Genomic DNA, 14,801 nt, shown 5'->3' with positions numbered 1-14,801 from the left:
TCTTACTCCTTGAGTCCGCCAGCGGTGAGTCCGCTAACGATCTTTTCTTGGGCCACGACCACGAGGATCGCGACCGGGATGACGCCAATAATGCTCGAGGCAGCCATGAGGTGATACAGCACCTCGTACTGGCCCTGGTAGCCCAGGATCCCCTCGAGAAGCGGTGCCCAGTTCTCCGGTTGGCCGTCGGTCATGAGAAACGAGAAGAAGAACTCGTTGTAGACGGCGATAAACGTCAACACGCCCGCGGTTGCGACGCCGGGTGCAGACAGGGGGATGATGACCCGGAACAGCGCGCCGAGCCGGGTCGTCCCTTCGACGCGGGCGGCGTCCTCGAGCCCATCCGGAATCTGTGCGTAGAACGTCGTCAGGATAAAGATCGCAAGCGGCATGAAGATCGCCGACAGCGGCAACACCATCGCGCCGGGGGTGTTGTACAGCGTCCCGTCTCCGGTGATCGGCTCGAGGAGGAAAACCGAGGTGTTGAACAGGTCGTTCAGTGGGATAAAGAAGGCTGCTGGTGGGAAAAAGGAGATCACGAGCACCAGCAACATCATCGGGAGCTTCCCACGGAAGTCCAGCCGGCCGAAGGCGTAGCCGGCGAGGCTCCCGATCACTAGGACAATGATCGTCGAGGCTGTCGCGATGACGAAGCTGTTGAACATGTACCAGTGGAACGGCAGGACCTCGAAGACCTCGATGAAGGCACCGGGGTTGAACCCGTTCGGCGTGAGGATGATGTCCTGCTGGCGACCTTCCGGAGTCAGTGCGACCATGAGCAGCCAGTAGAACGGGAACAGCGTCGTCACCAGGAAGAAGATTGTCGCCGTATAGAACATCGACCTGTACGCCCGTTCGGGGTTTTTGATCGCTTTCGAGGCCCACCGCTCGAACGGGCCCCGGTCGAGTACGGCTTCTTCGTCCGACTCTTCTCCGATCAGGACGTCGCCGCCTTCCCCTTCGGCTGGCTGACCGCCGTCGGTCATCCGGCGGGCGTGTTGCCAATGTGCTGGGATGTCAGTCGACGTGGCGTTGGTATCGTCTCTATCCGGCACGGTGTCGGAATGACTGTCTGCGGGCTGCTCCTCTCGGTCGGATCGGTCGGATGGGGTATCGTCTGTCATTAGGAGAGCCCTCCCTCGGTGTCACGGAAGAAGAACACGTACACCGAGATGATCAGGCCGATTACGAGTGCGGTCATGAACGCGACTGCCGCCGCCGTCGCGTAGATGCGCGTCCCGCCAAACATCGCCTCGACGACGAGACAGGTCAGTGAGGGGACGGTCGTACAGCCGGCGGTCGATTCAATCAGCCCGTAGACTCGCATCGCGTCCATCGTCCGGAACAACATCGCAACCAGCAACGCCGGCAACACGAGCGGCAACGTGATCATTTTAAACCGTTGCAACGGCGATGCGCCCGCGACGCGTGCAACGTCGTACAGGCTTCGATCGACGCTCTGGAGCCCGGCGAGGATCAACAAGGCCATAAAGGCCGCGGACTTCCAAATGTCAGCCACGAGTACGATGATAAACGAGTCCTGGCTGTCGGCCAGCGGGTCGGCGCCGAAGACGCCGAGCCACTGCATAAAGTCGCTGCCGAAGCCGACTTCGGGCTGGAACAGCAGGAAGAAGATCATCCCCTGGATGACGATCGGCACGGCCCAGGGCAGGATGATCGCGACGCGAACCCAGCGCCGACCACGGAAGTCCTGGTCCAAGACGTAGGCCTGTCCGAACCCGATCAGCGTCTCGAAGAAGACACTGATGACCGCAAAGCCGAGGGTCACGAACAGTGCCTGCTGGAGGATCGGGACGCCGAACTCGATGAACGGGAACGACGCCGACATCGTCACGTCCATGAACTGCCGGGCAAGCCTGGCGTTCCCGGTAAGGATGTTGACGTAGTTCTCGATTCCGACGAACCCGCCGAGTGGCTCTAGCCCACGTGTCCGATCTTCCTGCAACGACATGATGAACGTCATGACCAGCGGATAGAAGGCGATCAGCGCCAGCAGAGCCGTCGCGGGTAACAGGAGGAGATATGCGTACGCGGCTTCGCTCAGATTCTCCATCCAGTTGACGACCGCGTTCCCCGTTCGATCGCGATCGGTCTCGCCCTCGCCATCGAAGATGCCACCGCCCCCAGGATCGGTATCAGTCGCCATCTTGCCCCCTCACGTCTGCCTCGCTCTGTTCAAGACGGCTGTTTAGATCGCCCATCGCCTCCTCGGGTGATTTGACGCCCCGGTAGGCAGCGTGGATCTCCTGGGCCATCACTGACGACTGCTCCGGCCAAACATCTGTCACCGGCCGGGGGATCGCGTCCTCGGCGGCCTGCTGGATCTGCTCGCTGTACCGTGCAACCGGCCCGGTCTCGTCGGGATCGAACTCGTCTAACAACTCGACTTTCGGCGGGATGAAGCTGAGCGTCTCGAAAATTCGAGCCATCACCTCATCTTGGGTGAACGCCTCGATCACGTCGAGAGCCATCTCGGAGCGCTCGGTGTTCGGATTGAGAACGAGATGCCAGCCACCCAGCGCGTGTGCGGAGCCGCCGGTGCCTTCGAACTCGGCTTCGTCTTCCGAGACCGCATACGGCATCGGCATGACGCCGAGATCCTCGCCGAACTCCTCTTCGGCGCCACTGATCCCGATCGAGTACGGCCAGTTACGATGCATGACCGCGTTCCCGGCCGCAAACGGGCCGCGGGCCTCCTCTTCGGTCCACTGGACGATCGTCGACGGCGCGATCTCGGGATAGCCGTCGAGCGCGTGCGGATCGTCGTCGCCGTGGATGAACGCCCGCATCATCCGAATCGAGTCGAGAACGGGTTCGCTGTCGACGGTGATCGACCGCTCGCCAGCCTCAAAGAGGGTGTCGGTGCCACCGAAGTATGCGCCGCCCCACGTTGTCATTACCTCGTTGAACGTACAACAGGAGAGCCCCTCGTAGGAGGCCGCCTGCGTGGTGTAGCCGAAGTCGATGCCGGCCTCGTCGCGGGCGTCTGCGGCGGCCTCAGCGAACTCTTCCCAGCTCGGCGGGTCTTCGTCCCAGTCGCTCGTGTCGTAGCCGGCGTCTTCGACCAGATCCCTGCGATACTGCATCGTCCCGAAGTCGGGAAACAGCGGGACGGCGTGGAGTTCGCCGGTCTGGGGGTGGCGTGCCGTCTCGAGCGATGCGTCGAGGTAGTCTTCCTCGACGCGCTCTAAGACGTCGTTGGGGAGCACCTCGGTCATGCTCGTGGTCTGCTCGCGGAGGATAAACGGGAGCGTCCACCCGCTGTCCATCATGAAGATGTCGGGTGGGGAGCGGCCAGCCTGCAGCGTTGACTGATACTGCTGCATCCGCTGATCCGTATCGTCGACGCTCGCCTGTACCTCGACGGTGATGTCGTCGTCGAGACCGGCGTCCCAGAGCGCCTCCTGGATCGACGCGTCGGCGTCGTCGCCGCGCATCGCCCCCTCGAAGTCGGTGTCTCCGGTCATCACGATCGTGTTCTCGTCACGAGCGCCGCCGAGACAGCCAGTGACCGCGACGCTCGCGGCGACTGCCCCAATCGATGCACCCGTCAGATACTGCCGACGGGACAGGCCACCCGTGTCTCCGGTGCCTGTGGTATTGTGTCCCATCTTCGTATCACGACTACTTTCAGTGCCTTTAATCGGTTGCATGAATTCATGCAATTAATAGAAAATATCGTATTTTCGTGACTGTGAAAGGTCGGATTACACATTGGTATCCAAATTGGTTCGTGCCTCGAGACGAGGCGGTCAGCTACGTGAGCGGGTGGCCTCAACGAAACACTGACCGGTCCATCACCGCGAGTGTCGACGCCACAATCACTAGAATCTAGCAGGACCGTAACCCCTCAACGCGGCCGGCCACGACGGCTGAGCGCTGGTTTGATCGTCACAACTCCGAACGGCTGTATGCACTGCTAACTCGTTGTCCAGCGACCAGAAAACCAGTATTGAGCTATCAGTGCGGCGTCACGAACCGCTCGAATACGATCGATCAGCACCACGCAATAGGGGTGAACCGTCAGACCCACTCATACGCCTATGCTGTGCCGAGCGACCGGGATACCCGTCGGGCGGTCGCAGGCGCGTCGAAACGATAGCAGCCACTGACCGTCAGTGTGCACCCGATCGCACGACAGCTGTGTGATCGGTGTGCAATCAGTTTCAGTTGTTATTCTAACGGACAGGAATCCGCCTCAGTCCTCGAGAAGCGGCGGTTCGTGGCGACCGATGTGGATCTCGTGGGCCTCGATATCCTCGAGGGCAGCGACACGGCCACCGACGGTGACGTTCTCGCCAGCCTCGTTCTCGAGTGTGAGCGCAGCGACTTCCTCGCTCACCTCGAAGGAGACGTCGAGGATGCGTCCGCGAACGACACGTGGCCCGCCGACTTCGACGTCTCGTCCCTCGATCGTCGCGTAGAACTCGCCTCCCTCGTCGATGATGTCTTTGACACACCGGCGGATCGAGGCGTACTTGCGGGGATACGTTCGCTCGCTTCCATCCTCACCGAGCGTTTCCTCGGCGGTCGTCCAGAGGACGGTTCCGAAGAACCCGGAGACAAGAAAGCCAAGCGCCGACCGGTTGAAGATGACACCGTACCGGTCCTGGTCGTCACGCAGGGCGTCCTGGGTTGCATACATCGAGTAGTTGCCGTCGGCGACGGCGACAACCGGTGTCGTGATTCCCCGTCGCGCACGAGCCGTCGTTGCAACCTCGATATAGTCGAACTCCTCCGGGTCCGGTGCTTCGTTTGCCGGCGTCACGATCAGGTCGACGCTGACACCCGCATCGACGGCTGCTTTCAGGTCGTCCTCGAACCGGGTCAGTAGATCCGGTGTCAGCGACAGGGACAGCTCGTAGTCGGCATCGTCGATAACCTCCTCGAGATAGCGCAGAATCGTCGACCGAGATTTGACCAGCGAGACGGCCTCGGTGTCGCGAGCCGGCGCCGTGTATCGGGTCTCGAGTTCGTCGATCATCTCTGCCAGCGAGGTCTGGACGTTCTCGAAGGCCTCCTCCGGGTTGATCGCGACGACTTTCATCGGACGGGACTCGCGGAGTTCGACCAGTCCACGGTCACTTAGACTGCGAACGGTGTCATACACACGCGGTTGGGGGATATCAGTCCGATCCGCGATCTCGCTTGCAGTGAGCTGTCCTTGCTCGAGGACGGTCAGATAGGCGTCGATCTCGTACTCGCCGAGATTGAACCGCTCCCCGACTTGCTCGACGGTCGAGCGAAGTTCGTCTGGTGCCATATGACTACGTACGTTCCCGGCGGGTAAATGATTTATTATACACTGAGTAGCACCTGTTTTCGAAATTGGGTTACTTTCGGACGGTGGCTGCGCGCTGCTCCTATGACCGCATGCGTGACGGTCAGAACGCTTAACCACTGCGGGCAAGAGTGTGTTGCCATGCGCGGGGTATTGCAGGTAAACGAGAACGACGCTGTCGAGGACGTCGAAGGCTTGCTCCCGGTGGTTCGCGACGGCGTCGTCGAGCTTGGGCTTGCCGTCATCGTTCTCATCATCGGCTGGTATCTCTCGAAACTCGTCGTCAAGATTGCCGGTCGAACCATCGCCCGCCGAATCGAACGCCCCAGTGTCACCCGAACCGTCCTTCGTGGCGTCAGAATATCCGTTCTTCTCGTGGCCTTCGTCGTCGCTGCTGGCATTCTCGGCGTCACCGGAACAGAGATTCTCCTCTCGGTGACCGTTATCTCGGCCGTGATTGCTGTCGTTCTCGCACCACTCGTTGGCAGCCTCATCAACGGCTTTTTTATTCTCACCGATCGACCCTATGAAATCGGCGACATGATCGAAGTCACTGATGAGGGTCACACCGGGTTCGTCGAGGATATCACGATCCGCTACACGAAGATCTTCACCCTCCAGAACACCTTCATCGTCATCCCAAACGCCGAGATCCACGAACGAGACGTGATCAACTACTCGGCTGAGGACGAACGCACCCGGATATCGATCGCCTTCGACGTTACCTACGGCAGCGACCTCGAAACCGCACAACGGCAGGCCGAACGAGCGGCCCGCAGTGTCGATACCGTCATCTCCGGCGGGCCAGATATCCGGATCGGCAGTGCCCGCTACGCCGCAGCGCCAGTCTGTACGATCGAGGAGTATGGTGACCACGGCATCGCACTCGAGGTACACTTCTGGATCAAACACCCCTACAAACAGGCCGTCGCTCGCTCGGAGGTCCAGTCGGCGATCCGCGAGCGATTCGAGGACCGGGATGTCGAGTTTGCCTATCCGCGCCGGCACCACGTCTTCGATGAGAGCAGTGGCACCGCCCGACTGGCCGTCGACGGCCCCGAAGCCGATCACCCAGACGACAGCTCGGCTGGCAACCTCGACGCCCAATCCATGCGTGGCGCTAAAACTGATACGCAGTCGGAGCAGTAACGGCGAGACACCGTCGTCGCCGAGACCACTCGAGGCTGCGCCGCTCTCGATCTCGTACGATTGTGGTGGTGTTTTATACGATCACCACACCAAGGCTTTCAGTAGTTCACAGATGTACGACGACATCCTCATTCCGACAGACGGGAGCGAGACGATCTCCGAAACGCTGACCCATGGGTTGTCTATCGCCGACGACAACGATGCGACGGTCCACACGGTGTACGTGGTCGACAGTCGAATGACTGCTGCGGCAAGCGGCGATACCAGCACTGATCTCGAGCGCTCACTCGAGGACGACGGCCGTGAGGCTGTCGCTGCTGTTGACGAACAAGCCACACAACGTGGACTCGACACCGTCAGTGACGTCCGCAAAGGGACGCCAGCAAAGACGATCCTCGAATACGCCGACGAGCACGAGATCGATCTGATCGTCATCGGAACGCGTGGCAAAACGCCTCGAGAGAAAGTCACGTCGCTCGGTAGCGTCTCGGAGCGGGTGGTCGACAACGCCTCGATACCGGTGTTCGTCGTGCGCGGTGCGGGCGCGGACGAGTAAGCTGTTCTTACGCTCTTACGCTCGTGCGCTTTCGACCGTAATTACCTCGCAATCGAGGTGTGTCCGTAGATACTGGTCGATGTTCGGATTGTCAGTGAACCGCTGGAAGAGCCGCCGCAGCCGACTTGCCTGCTTGCTGCCGATAACGACGACGTCAGCATCTTCCGCGGCAACCTCGTCGAGAATACTCTCCTCGACGAGAAACCCGGTGCGAACGACGTAGCGCGTGTTCTCGAGTCGGCCGAACGTGCTCTCGACGGCCGCCTTCAGATCGATTCGCGTCACTTTCTTCCCGTTCTGATAGAGGTCGACGTGCAGAATCGTCAACGCTGCATCTCGCTCGCGAGCGACCTCGATTGCCTGCTCGAGCGTCCGCCGCGAATGCTTTGACAAAGGATATCGAACAGGGACCACGACCAGCGACATTATCCGATAAAACGATACCCTGCCGGGTAAACCTTTCAGTTAGGATAGTCACGATTGTGAGCCATTACCATGGTTGGGTGTGGCGGTTGGGACAGCGCCCTCGTGTCCGGCACCGGACAGACAGTCATTTATCATGAGCGCGGCTAACTGTGGCTATGCAACCACGGTCCACTGACGATGGCACCGTCTACGTTTCGGATCGAGACGGAGATATCGGTTCCAAAGGCCCGTTTTTCGTCGCCTACGAATCTCGAGACGCAACACAGCGGTATGGCTGGTTCTGTGCGAACTGCGAGAGTTTCGACAACGCGATGGATTCGATGGGTCGAATCAAGTGCAATCAGTGTGGAAACTTCCGCAAGCCGACTGAATGGGACGCTGCCCACGAGTGAGTTGCCGGTTTTGTTCCGTGCCAACGTTTATTATGGTGGCCAGTGTATGTACGTATCGAATGGGTCCTGTTAACATGCGACTCGTCGAGCAGGCCAGGTCGATCTTCGCAGAGCTTGGGTACACCGTCGAAGGCAACGGGCCGAAGTTCCGCGCCGAACGTGACTGGAAAGTCGTCCACGTCAGTACCGTCCTCGAGACAGGGGAACTTCCGACCGAGTCCGGACAGTTCCACTGTTTCGTCGCCCAACCCGAGGACGCTGACAGTCTCGAGCATAAGCTCCAAAGCGTCAATCCTGCCTATGAGTGGGCTATTATCGTCGTCGATGGAGACGACTATCAAGTCGAACGCGCTCCACCAGGACCACGAGTCTCCGCATAACGGTCGACAACCGCTTCGTCCGTAAAAACCACTTCGCCGCTTATTCTTCGAGTGCGCTTCGCGTCGCTGAGACGCCAGCACCCGGATCGACATCCGCCCCCATCGACTCCAGGACGTCACCCAGCGCCGTTACGACATAGACGACGTTTTTCGGGCGCGCAGAGTGGCCCATACATCCGATTCGGAATATCTCCCCGTCCAGATCTCCCAGTCCGCTTGCGACCTCGAGGTCGTAGCGCTCGAGCAGTTCGGCACAGACCTCGCCGTCATCGATCCCGTCTGGAACGCGGACGGCATTGAGGCTTGGCAGCCAGTACTCGTCGGAGGCGTTCATCTCGAGACCCATCCCCTCCATACCGGCTTTCAGTGCGCCCGCGAGTCGTTCGTGACGCGCCCAGCGCTGTTCGATGCCTTCCTCAGCGACCAGCCGAAGCGCCTCCCGAAGTGCATAGACGTTCGTGACCGGCGCGGTGTGGTGGTAGGCACGTTCGTCGCCCCAGTACCCCTCGAGCAAAGAGAGATCGAGATACCACGAGCGGGAGTCCTCCTCGCGCGAGAGGACTTTCTCCATGGCTGTCTCCGAGAGCGTCAGTGGACTCGCGCCAGGCGGACAAGAGAGACACTTCTGTGGGCCCGAGTATGCGACGTCGATATCCCAGTCGTCGACTCGGAGTTCGACCCCGCCAAGCGACGTGACGGTGTCAGCGATCACGAGTGCGTCGTGATCGTGTGCAGCGGCGGTCAGTTCCGAGACGTTGGGCTGGAGGACGCCCGTACTCGTCTCAGCGTGGACGAAGCCGAAGACGTCCGGATCGTATTCGGCAAGCGCGTCGGACACGTTAGCGGGCTCGAGTGGCTCACCCCACGGTGCGTCGACCTCGACAACGTCGCCGCCAGCCCGACGAGCCATCGACGCCATCCGGCCGCCGAAGTAGCCGTTTGTCGGGACGAGCATCGTATCGCCCGGCTCGACGACGTTGCCGATCGCGGCCTCCATGGCGGCTGAACCGGTCCCCGAGACTGGAATCGTCCACTGGTTGTCCGTCCGAAACGTGTACCGCAGCAGTTCCTGTACCTCGTTCATAATCTCGACGAACGAGGGATCGAGATGGCCCACAAGCGGTGTCGTCATCGCCCGAAGAACGCGTGGATGGACGTCGCTCGGTCCTGGTCCCATCAGTGTCCGGTCTGGCGGTGTCAGTTCTTCGATCTCCGAGACATCGATCTTATCGTCAGCACCTGTCATGGGAACCAGTGGGAACGGCACCTCAAAAACGTTCACGAATCGAACCTGCTCGCCATCCTGCTACTGGAGACTCCGACTCGTCTCACGAACGCGCAATCACTGATTTTTCGACCGCTGTTCGGTTCAAAAGTGACGACTATTGGTATCACTAAGCATACATTGAAGACAAATCGTGGTGTACTCATATGAGCAATGGTATTCAAGAAGATCACACTGATCGGAACAAGCTCAGAAAGCTTCGACGCGGCCGCCGACGACGCGGTCGATCGCGCCGAGGCGACGCTCGAGAACGTCCACTGGATCGAAGTCGACGAACTCGGCGTCGAAGTCGCAAGCGCCGACGACCGCGAGTATCAGGCAGAAGTTACCGTGGCGTTCAAACTCGAAGATTAAGACCAGCGGTTCCTTTTTTCCAGTGCGATCAACTCACTGTCTGAACTGCAGTGATGACGGCAGAATCGACGCCCCGTCTACCGACTCACAAAGCCGCGGATGGCTATCGATCTCGACCGTAGACTGTGTCGAGTGGCAAGGGCGGGGTGTTACGTCCGGAACGACTCGCCACAGCCACACTCGCTGACAATGTTCGGGTTTTCGACGTGGAACCCTTCGGCCTGCAGTCCGCTCTCGTAGTCGAGGATACTGCCTTCGATGTATTTCAGACTGGCCGGGTCGACGAAGACACGAAGCTCGTGATGTTTGTAGATGGTGTCATCATCGTCAGGCGAATCGTCGAACCGCATTCCGTAGGACAGCCCCGCACACCCTCCCTGCTGGACAAATAGTCGGAGCCCTGCCTCGGCTGGGTCGAGTCCTTCACCGTCGAGCAACGCGAGTGCCTGCTCGGCCGCCGTTTCGGTCACTTCGATCTCGGGACGGGCGTCTGCGTTCCCGCCATCCATGCTGTCCGTGCTCATACGTATTTCTTACCGTCGCGACGATGTTAACTGTGACGCCCATGCGTTCGTTCCAGTGTGCTGTCCGTTTACGTCCTGTCTGAACGCTATCTTTGGAACGACCAGCGGATGGGTTTCGCCCCCGCACGCTTGTCACTCGCCGTAGCGGTTCCCATGCCGCTGTACTGACCGGTAGTACAGCCCGAACTGCTTTTTATCGTTTCGTGAGAGTTCAATGTCGTGCTCTGCCAGCAACTCGAGCATCCGCCGTGGCTCACACTCATACCACATCGAGAGGAGCCGGACGTTTTTCTGTGCGTAATCGTAGTTCCGCTCGAGCACACGTCTCTCGGTCGGATCAACCACCGACTCGCGATCACGTTCGTGCTCATGTCGTGACATCTCGACTCCTACTCCGGCGCCCACCACTGTAAAGCTAGTACCCACATGCACCGACATTCCAGCCGAACTGACGCCCGTAATCTGCAGTTACGAGTCGTCGCTCTCGAGACGCTCGAGTCGGTGGCGAACGCTTGCAGCGTGTGCCTCGAGTCCCTCTGCGTCCGCAAGCGTCGTAATCGTCTCGCCGATATCCTCGAGGCCGTCCGCTGAGAGTCGCTGGACAGTCGTCGATCGGAGGAACGTCTCGACCGAAAGTCCACCCGTCACGTGTGCACTGCCGTTGGTCGGGAGCACGTGGTTCGTACCGCTTGCGTAATCACCCGCGGCAACAGGCGTATTCGGCCCAAGAAAGACGCTACCCGCGCTATCGATACGCTCGAGAATCGCTTCGTCGTCGTCAGCAAGGATCGAGAGGTGTTCCGGCGCGTACGCCTCGGTGAAAAGAATTGCTTCACTCATCGATCGAGCCAGTAAGACGCCGCTTGCGTCGTTTTCGAGACCAGCCTGTATAATTTCCTTGCGCTCGCGCGCGTCGACCTGCTCATCGATGGCTGTGACAATCCCGTCGGCAATCTTCTCATCCGTCGTGACTGCGACGACCGACGTGTTGGGGTCGTGTTCTGCCTGGGCGATCAGCTCCGTCGCAACGAGTGCTGGGTCTGCTGTCCCGTCTGCGACGACAACGACCTCGCTTGGCCCTGCGAGGAAGTCTATCTCGACATCACCACGCACTTCGGCCTTGGCTGCTGTCACCCACTTGTTTCCAGGCCCGACAATCTTTTGCGCGCGCGTGATCGTCTCGGTTCCGTACGCGAGTCCGGCGATCGCCTGTGCGCCTCCCACGCTGTAGACGGCATCCGCGCCGGCAGCGTGGATGGCCGCCAACGTGACCGGATTCAGTTCGTCGGCCGGCGGTGTGACGACTGACACGTGCTCGACACCTGCCACGACCGCTGGCACGACCCCCATGATCGCACTCGACGGATAGGCAGCTGAGCCACCTGGAACGTAGACGCCGACGCGCTCGAGGGGACGGAACCGTCGACCGAGTTCTCGCCCGGGACCGAACTCGTCACGCCAATCGTCGGGCAGTTGCGCTTCGTGGAAATCCCTGACGTTTGCCACGGCGGTCTCGATTGCGTCCAGCAGCTCATCATCGAGCGCCTCGTATGCGCGCTCGCACTCATCAGTGATCGTGATGTTTCCGAGTTCGACATCGTCAAACTCGCTCGTAAACTCACGGACGGCAACATCGCCTTCCTCGCGAACGCGGTCGACGATTTCCCGTACATCTCCTCTCACTGCCTCGATGCCGGCATCCCGGTCAAAAAAGGCAGCGCGCTCGCCCGGGCCAAGATCTGCGAGTTCTCGCACGTCTACTGTCATACCTGTTCGTTCGGCCGGTGATCGAAAAACGGTTTCCTTCCGATGATAGATCTACCGGCTACGTATCAGTGTTCTCGATGTCCCAGACACCCACCATATCGAGCGTTGCTCTGAGAAAGAGATAGACGACAATCAGGAAGCCACCGATCGCAAACGGTGCTTGCAGGAGTTCTGCGATACCTCTCCCAAAAACGAGTTGACTGAATCCGCGAACAAAAAAACTCAGTACGACGAGTCCGATCCCAATGACGGCGAGCTTAACGAACCCTTCTCGGTCCATACGCTACTGTTCGACCGTCGCTGCTAAATCGTATCGGTCACACGACCAGTGACAGCTTGCACCGAGTGACTACCCAGCATGAACCAGACGTCACTCGAGACGACGGGGTTATATATGTCAATGCCATCCGTCGTAGTACAACGAACGCCTCGCTGGATGCGGCTTCTGGCGACGTTCCGATCCGACGCCCTTAAGTACATAAGGCAACTCGGATGTGAATGCAAAGAAGATGTGATCGACGAAGCGTTCAATCCGTTTCGTCATCTCGGACCACTCGAGTTCGAAGGGGTTATGTACCCCAGACAACCTACGAATAGGTCCGAAGGAAATGAGGATCCTACCCCTGCGGTCCGCCGTACAGATGGGATCTGATGTTAGCCTTGGTAGTTCGGTGACGCCTGATCGGTCGTCGATCGCGGTCACCGAACGTGGACCCATTTATGTGTGAGTGTGTATTCGAACATTCACCGCCAAATGAACCCTCCCAACAGCAGTTGGGAGTAGATAGCATTCCGGTTGATCCTGCCGGAGGTCATTGCTATTGGAGTCCGATTTAGCCATGCTAGTTGTACGAGTTTGTACTCGTAGCAGATAGCTCAGTAACACGTGGCCAAACTACCCTATGGATCCGGATAACCTCGGGAAACTGAGGCCAATCCGGAATACGATTCCCAAGCTGGAACTGCTGGGAATCCGAAACGCTCAGGCGCCATAGGATGTGGCTGCGGCCGATTAGGTAGACGGTGGGGTAACGGCCCACCGTGCCAATAATCGGTACGGGTTGTGAGAGCAAGAGCCCGGAGACGGTATCTGAGACAAGATACCGGGCCCTACGGGGCGCAGCAGGCGCGAAACCTTTACACTGCACGCCAGTGCGATAAGGGGACTCCGAGTGCGAGGGCATATAGTCCTCGCTTTTCACCACCGTAAGGAGGTGGTAGAATAAGTGCTGGGCAAGACCGGTGCCAGCCGCCGCGGTAATACCGGCAGCACGAGTGATGACCGCTATTATTGGGCCTAAAGCGTCCGTAGCTGGCCGCGCAAGTCTATCGGGAAATCTGTGTGCCTAACACACAGGCGTCCGGTGGAAACTGCTCGGCTTGGGACCGGAAGACCAGAGGGGTACGTCTGGGGTAGGAGTGAAATCCCGTAATCCTGGACGGACCACCGGTGGCGAAAGCGCCTCTGGAAGACGGATCCGACGGTGAGGGACGAAAGCTCGGGTCACGAACCGGATTAGATACCCGGGTAGTCCGAGCTGTAAACGATGTCTGCTAGGTGTGACGCAAACTACGAGTTTGCGTTGTGCCGTAGGGAAGCCGTGAAGCAGACCGCCTGGGAAGTACGTCCGCAAGGATGAAACTTAAAGGAATTGGCGGGGGAGCACTACAACCGGAGGAGCCTGCGGTTTAATTGGACTCAACGCCGGACATCTCACCAGCATCGACAATGTGCAGTGACGGTCAGTGTGATGAGCTTACCTGAGCCATTGAGAGGAGGTGCATGGCCGCCGTCAGCTCGTACCGTGAGGCGTCCTGTTAAGTCAGGCAACGAGCGAGACCCGCATGCCTAATTGCCAGCAGTACCCTTGTGGTAGCTGGGTACATTAGGTAGACTGCCAGTGCCAAACTGGAGGAAGGAACGGGCAACGGTAGGTCAGTATGCCCCGAATGTGCTGGGCGACACGCGGGCTACAATGGCCACGACAGTGGGATGCAACCCCGAAAGGGGACGCTAATCTCCGAAACGTGGTCGTAGTTCGGATTGAGGGCTGAAACTCGCCCTCATGAAGCTGGATTCGGTAGTAATCGCGCCTCAGAAGGGCGCGGTGAATACGTCCCTGCTCCTTGCACACACCGCCCGTCAAAGCACCCGAGTGAGGTCCGGATGAGGCCGCCGCAACGGCGGTCGAATCTGGGCTTCGCAAGGGGGCTTAAGTCGTAACAAGGTAGCCGTAGGGGAATCTGCGGCTGGATCACCTCCACAGACCGGGACTGGGGCGACGCCCCAGCCCACAAGTCGTAGCGCTTTGCGCTACGCGGTTCACGTTCGATTGACCCATCGCTGGGCCGATCGGGCACCTTAGAACTACCGAGGCTAACACGTATATCTCTGTCCGCCCGTCTGGGCGGACGTGGGCCCATAGCTCAGTGGTAGAGTGCCTCCTTTGCAAGGAGGATGCCCAGGGTTCGAATCCCTGTGGGTCCATGACTCGTACCGGTCGCAGATCCGTGCCCTTAAGTGGGCGACGGGATTGTGATCGAGTACGACTGAACTGATGCACCACCCCGCGTAAGTGTGGGTGGGAAGGGTCAATGCAGGCCGGCCGTCTACCGGCGTGCAGATGAGACCGTGTGTACGTGTAGTCCAGGCGTCCACTGGACCC

General features: G+C 59.6%; 15 protein-coding genes, 1 tRNA gene and 1 rRNA gene. 7 read left to right on the top strand and 10 right to left on the bottom strand.

All coding sequences use genetic code 11. The features are described 5' to 3' along the window. Positions 1–2 precede the first annotated feature (2 nt). The 4 genes from DV706_RS14530 to trmB all read right to left on the bottom strand — a co-directional run bounded on the left by DV706_RS14530 (position 3) and on the right by trmB (position 5,284). Entirely contained in the window at positions 3–1,124 is a 1,122-nt protein-coding gene (locus DV706_RS14530; protein ID WP_006067511.1) for a carbohydrate ABC transporter permease, read from the bottom strand. After that, positions 1,124–2,167: a carbohydrate ABC transporter permease gene (locus DV706_RS14525; RefSeq protein ID WP_006067510.1), complete on the bottom strand. Its 1,044-nt coding sequence runs from the start codon at positions 2,165–2,167 to the stop codon at positions 1,124–1,126. The genes DV706_RS14530 and DV706_RS14525 overlap by 1 nt, the downstream gene beginning before the upstream one ends. Continuing rightward, complete coding sequence (locus DV706_RS14520) at positions 2,157–3,632, bottom strand: extracellular solute-binding protein (RefSeq protein ID WP_136350905.1); 1,476 nt, start codon at positions 3,630–3,632, stop codon at positions 2,157–2,159. The genes DV706_RS14525 and DV706_RS14520 overlap by 11 nt, the downstream gene beginning before the upstream one ends. Positions 3,633–4,219: 587 nt before the next feature. Then, complete coding sequence (gene trmB / locus DV706_RS14515; protein ID WP_006067507.1) at positions 4,220–5,284, bottom strand: HTH-type sugar sensing transcriptional regulator TrmB; 1,065 nt, start codon at positions 5,282–5,284, stop codon at positions 4,220–4,222. Positions 5,285–5,443: 159 nt separating this feature from the next. Here trmB and DV706_RS14510 point away from each other — a divergent pair, with 159 nt between their 5' ends. Beyond that, entirely contained in the window at positions 5,444–6,451 is a 1,008-nt protein-coding gene (locus tag DV706_RS14510; protein ID WP_006067506.1) for a mechanosensitive ion channel family protein, read from the top strand. A gap of 112 nt (positions 6,452–6,563) precedes the next feature. Then, on the top strand, positions 6,564–7,007 hold the full coding sequence (locus DV706_RS14505; protein WP_136350904.1) for a universal stress protein: 444 nt from the start codon (positions 6,564–6,566) through the stop codon (positions 7,005–7,007). A 15-nt stretch (positions 7,008–7,022) separates the two neighbouring features. Here the strand turns inward: DV706_RS14505 and DV706_RS14500 are convergent, their stop codons facing one another. Further along, positions 7,023–7,433, bottom strand: a complete 411-nt coding sequence (locus DV706_RS14500) for a universal stress protein (protein ID WP_006067504.1) — start codon at positions 7,431–7,433, stop codon at positions 7,023–7,025. Positions 7,434–7,588: 155 nt separating this feature from the next. On the opposite strand from DV706_RS14500, the gene DV706_RS14495 reads away from it, so the two are divergent. After that, positions 7,589–7,825, top strand: coding sequence for a DUF5816 domain-containing protein (locus DV706_RS14495; RefSeq protein ID WP_006067503.1), 237 nt, complete (start codon positions 7,589–7,591; stop codon positions 7,823–7,825). Positions 7,826–7,899: 74 nt separating this feature from the next. Continuing rightward, positions 7,900–8,205: a DUF7116 family protein gene (locus tag DV706_RS14490; protein ID WP_006067502.1), complete on the top strand. Its 306-nt coding sequence runs from the start codon at positions 7,900–7,902 to the stop codon at positions 8,203–8,205. Between the two features lie 40 nt (positions 8,206–8,245). On the opposite strand, the gene DV706_RS14485 is transcribed toward DV706_RS14490, so the two are convergent. After that, the gene (locus tag DV706_RS14485; RefSeq protein ID WP_006067501.1) at positions 8,246–9,451 is read right to left on the bottom strand and encodes a pyridoxal-phosphate-dependent aminotransferase family protein; all 1,206 of its coding nucleotides are present in this window, start codon (positions 9,449–9,451) and stop codon (positions 8,246–8,248) included. A gap of 192 nt (positions 9,452–9,643) precedes the next feature. Between DV706_RS14485 and DV706_RS14480 the strand changes: the two genes are divergently transcribed. Next, a complete protein-coding gene (locus DV706_RS14480; protein ID WP_006067500.1) occupies positions 9,644–9,844 on the top strand; it encodes a dodecin in 201 nt (66 codons plus the stop codon). Between the two features lie 149 nt (positions 9,845–9,993). Here DV706_RS14480 and DV706_RS14475 read toward each other — a convergent pair whose 3' ends face one another. The 4 genes from DV706_RS14475 to DV706_RS14460 form a co-directional block, all read right to left on the bottom strand. Beyond that, the gene (locus DV706_RS14475; RefSeq protein WP_006067499.1) at positions 9,994–10,368 is read right to left on the bottom strand and encodes a HesB/IscA family protein; all 375 of its coding nucleotides are present in this window, start codon (positions 10,366–10,368) and stop codon (positions 9,994–9,996) included. A gap of 132 nt (positions 10,369–10,500) precedes the next feature. Continuing rightward, positions 10,501–10,749 (bottom strand): hypothetical protein, encoded by a 249-nt coding sequence (locus tag DV706_RS14470; protein WP_006067498.1) that lies wholly within the window; start codon positions 10,747–10,749, stop codon positions 10,501–10,503. A gap of 87 nt (positions 10,750–10,836) precedes the next feature. Continuing rightward, on the bottom strand, positions 10,837–12,135 hold the full coding sequence (gene hisD / locus DV706_RS14465; RefSeq protein WP_006067497.1) for a histidinol dehydrogenase: 1,299 nt from the start codon (positions 12,133–12,135) through the stop codon (positions 10,837–10,839). Between the two features lie 58 nt (positions 12,136–12,193). After that, the gene (locus tag DV706_RS14460) at positions 12,194–12,415 is read right to left on the bottom strand and encodes a hypothetical protein (RefSeq protein WP_006067496.1); all 222 of its coding nucleotides are present in this window, start codon (positions 12,413–12,415) and stop codon (positions 12,194–12,196) included. A gap of 509 nt (positions 12,416–12,924) precedes the next feature. Between DV706_RS14460 and DV706_RS14455 the strand changes: the two genes are divergently transcribed. Together DV706_RS14455 and DV706_RS14450 are read left to right on the top strand one after the other, a co-directional pair. Next, positions 12,925–14,399: ribosomal RNA gene (locus DV706_RS14455) — 16S ribosomal RNA — on the top strand. 152 nt (positions 14,400–14,551) lie between these two features. After that, positions 14,552–14,623: transfer RNA gene (locus DV706_RS14450), tRNA-Ala, on the top strand. The last annotated feature ends 178 nt before the right edge of the window (positions 14,624–14,801 follow it).

The sequence above is a fragment of the Natronorubrum bangense genome, assembly GCF_004799645.1.
GTDB lineage: Archaea > Halobacteriota > Halobacteria > Halobacteriales > Natrialbaceae > Natronorubrum > Natronorubrum bangense.
The sequence above is the reverse complement of the archived record's forward strand: the minus strand, read 5'-3'. Positions and strand labels throughout refer to the sequence as shown.

What these genes read in the sequence shown, in the direction of transcription:
- trmB (WP_006067507.1), bottom strand. Translation starts at nt 5,284, where the DNA reads ATGGCACCAGACGAACTTCGCTCGACCGTCGAGCAAGTCGGGGAGCGG.
- DV706_RS14480 (WP_006067500.1), top strand. Translation starts at nt 9,644, where the DNA reads ATGGTATTCAAGAAGATCACACTGATCGGAACAAGCTCAGAAAGCTTC.
- DV706_RS14530 (WP_006067511.1), bottom strand. Translation starts at nt 1,124, where the DNA reads ATGACAGACGATACCCCATCCGACCGATCCGACCGAGAGGAGCAGCCC.
- hisD (WP_006067497.1), bottom strand. Translation starts at nt 12,135, where the DNA reads ATGACAGTAGACGTGCGAGAACTCGCAGATCTTGGCCCGGGCGAGCGC.
- DV706_RS14470 (WP_006067498.1), bottom strand. Translation starts at nt 10,749, where the DNA reads ATGTCACGACATGAGCACGAACGTGATCGCGAGTCGGTGGTTGATCCG.
- DV706_RS14500 (WP_006067504.1), bottom strand. Translation starts at nt 7,433, where the DNA reads ATGTCGCTGGTCGTGGTCCCTGTTCGATATCCTTTGTCAAAGCATTCG.
- DV706_RS14485 (WP_006067501.1), bottom strand. Translation starts at nt 9,451, where the DNA reads ATGACAGGTGCTGACGATAAGATCGATGTCTCGGAGATCGAAGAACTG.
- DV706_RS14490 (WP_006067502.1), top strand. Translation starts at nt 7,900, where the DNA reads ATGCGACTCGTCGAGCAGGCCAGGTCGATCTTCGCAGAGCTTGGGTAC.
- DV706_RS14475 (WP_006067499.1), bottom strand. Translation starts at nt 10,368, where the DNA reads ATGAGCACGGACAGCATGGATGGCGGGAACGCAGACGCCCGTCCCGAG.
- DV706_RS14460 (WP_006067496.1), bottom strand. Translation starts at nt 12,415, where the DNA reads ATGGACCGAGAAGGGTTCGTTAAGCTCGCCGTCATTGGGATCGGACTC.
- DV706_RS14495 (WP_006067503.1), top strand. Translation starts at nt 7,589, where the DNA reads ATGCAACCACGGTCCACTGACGATGGCACCGTCTACGTTTCGGATCGA.
- DV706_RS14520 (WP_136350905.1), bottom strand. Translation starts at nt 3,632, where the DNA reads ATGGGACACAATACCACAGGCACCGGAGACACGGGTGGCCTGTCCCGT.
- DV706_RS14510 (WP_006067506.1), top strand. Translation starts at nt 5,444, where the DNA reads ATGCGCGGGGTATTGCAGGTAAACGAGAACGACGCTGTCGAGGACGTC.
- DV706_RS14505 (WP_136350904.1), top strand. Translation starts at nt 6,564, where the DNA reads ATGTACGACGACATCCTCATTCCGACAGACGGGAGCGAGACGATCTCC.
- DV706_RS14525 (WP_006067510.1), bottom strand. Translation starts at nt 2,167, where the DNA reads ATGGCGACTGATACCGATCCTGGGGGCGGTGGCATCTTCGATGGCGAG.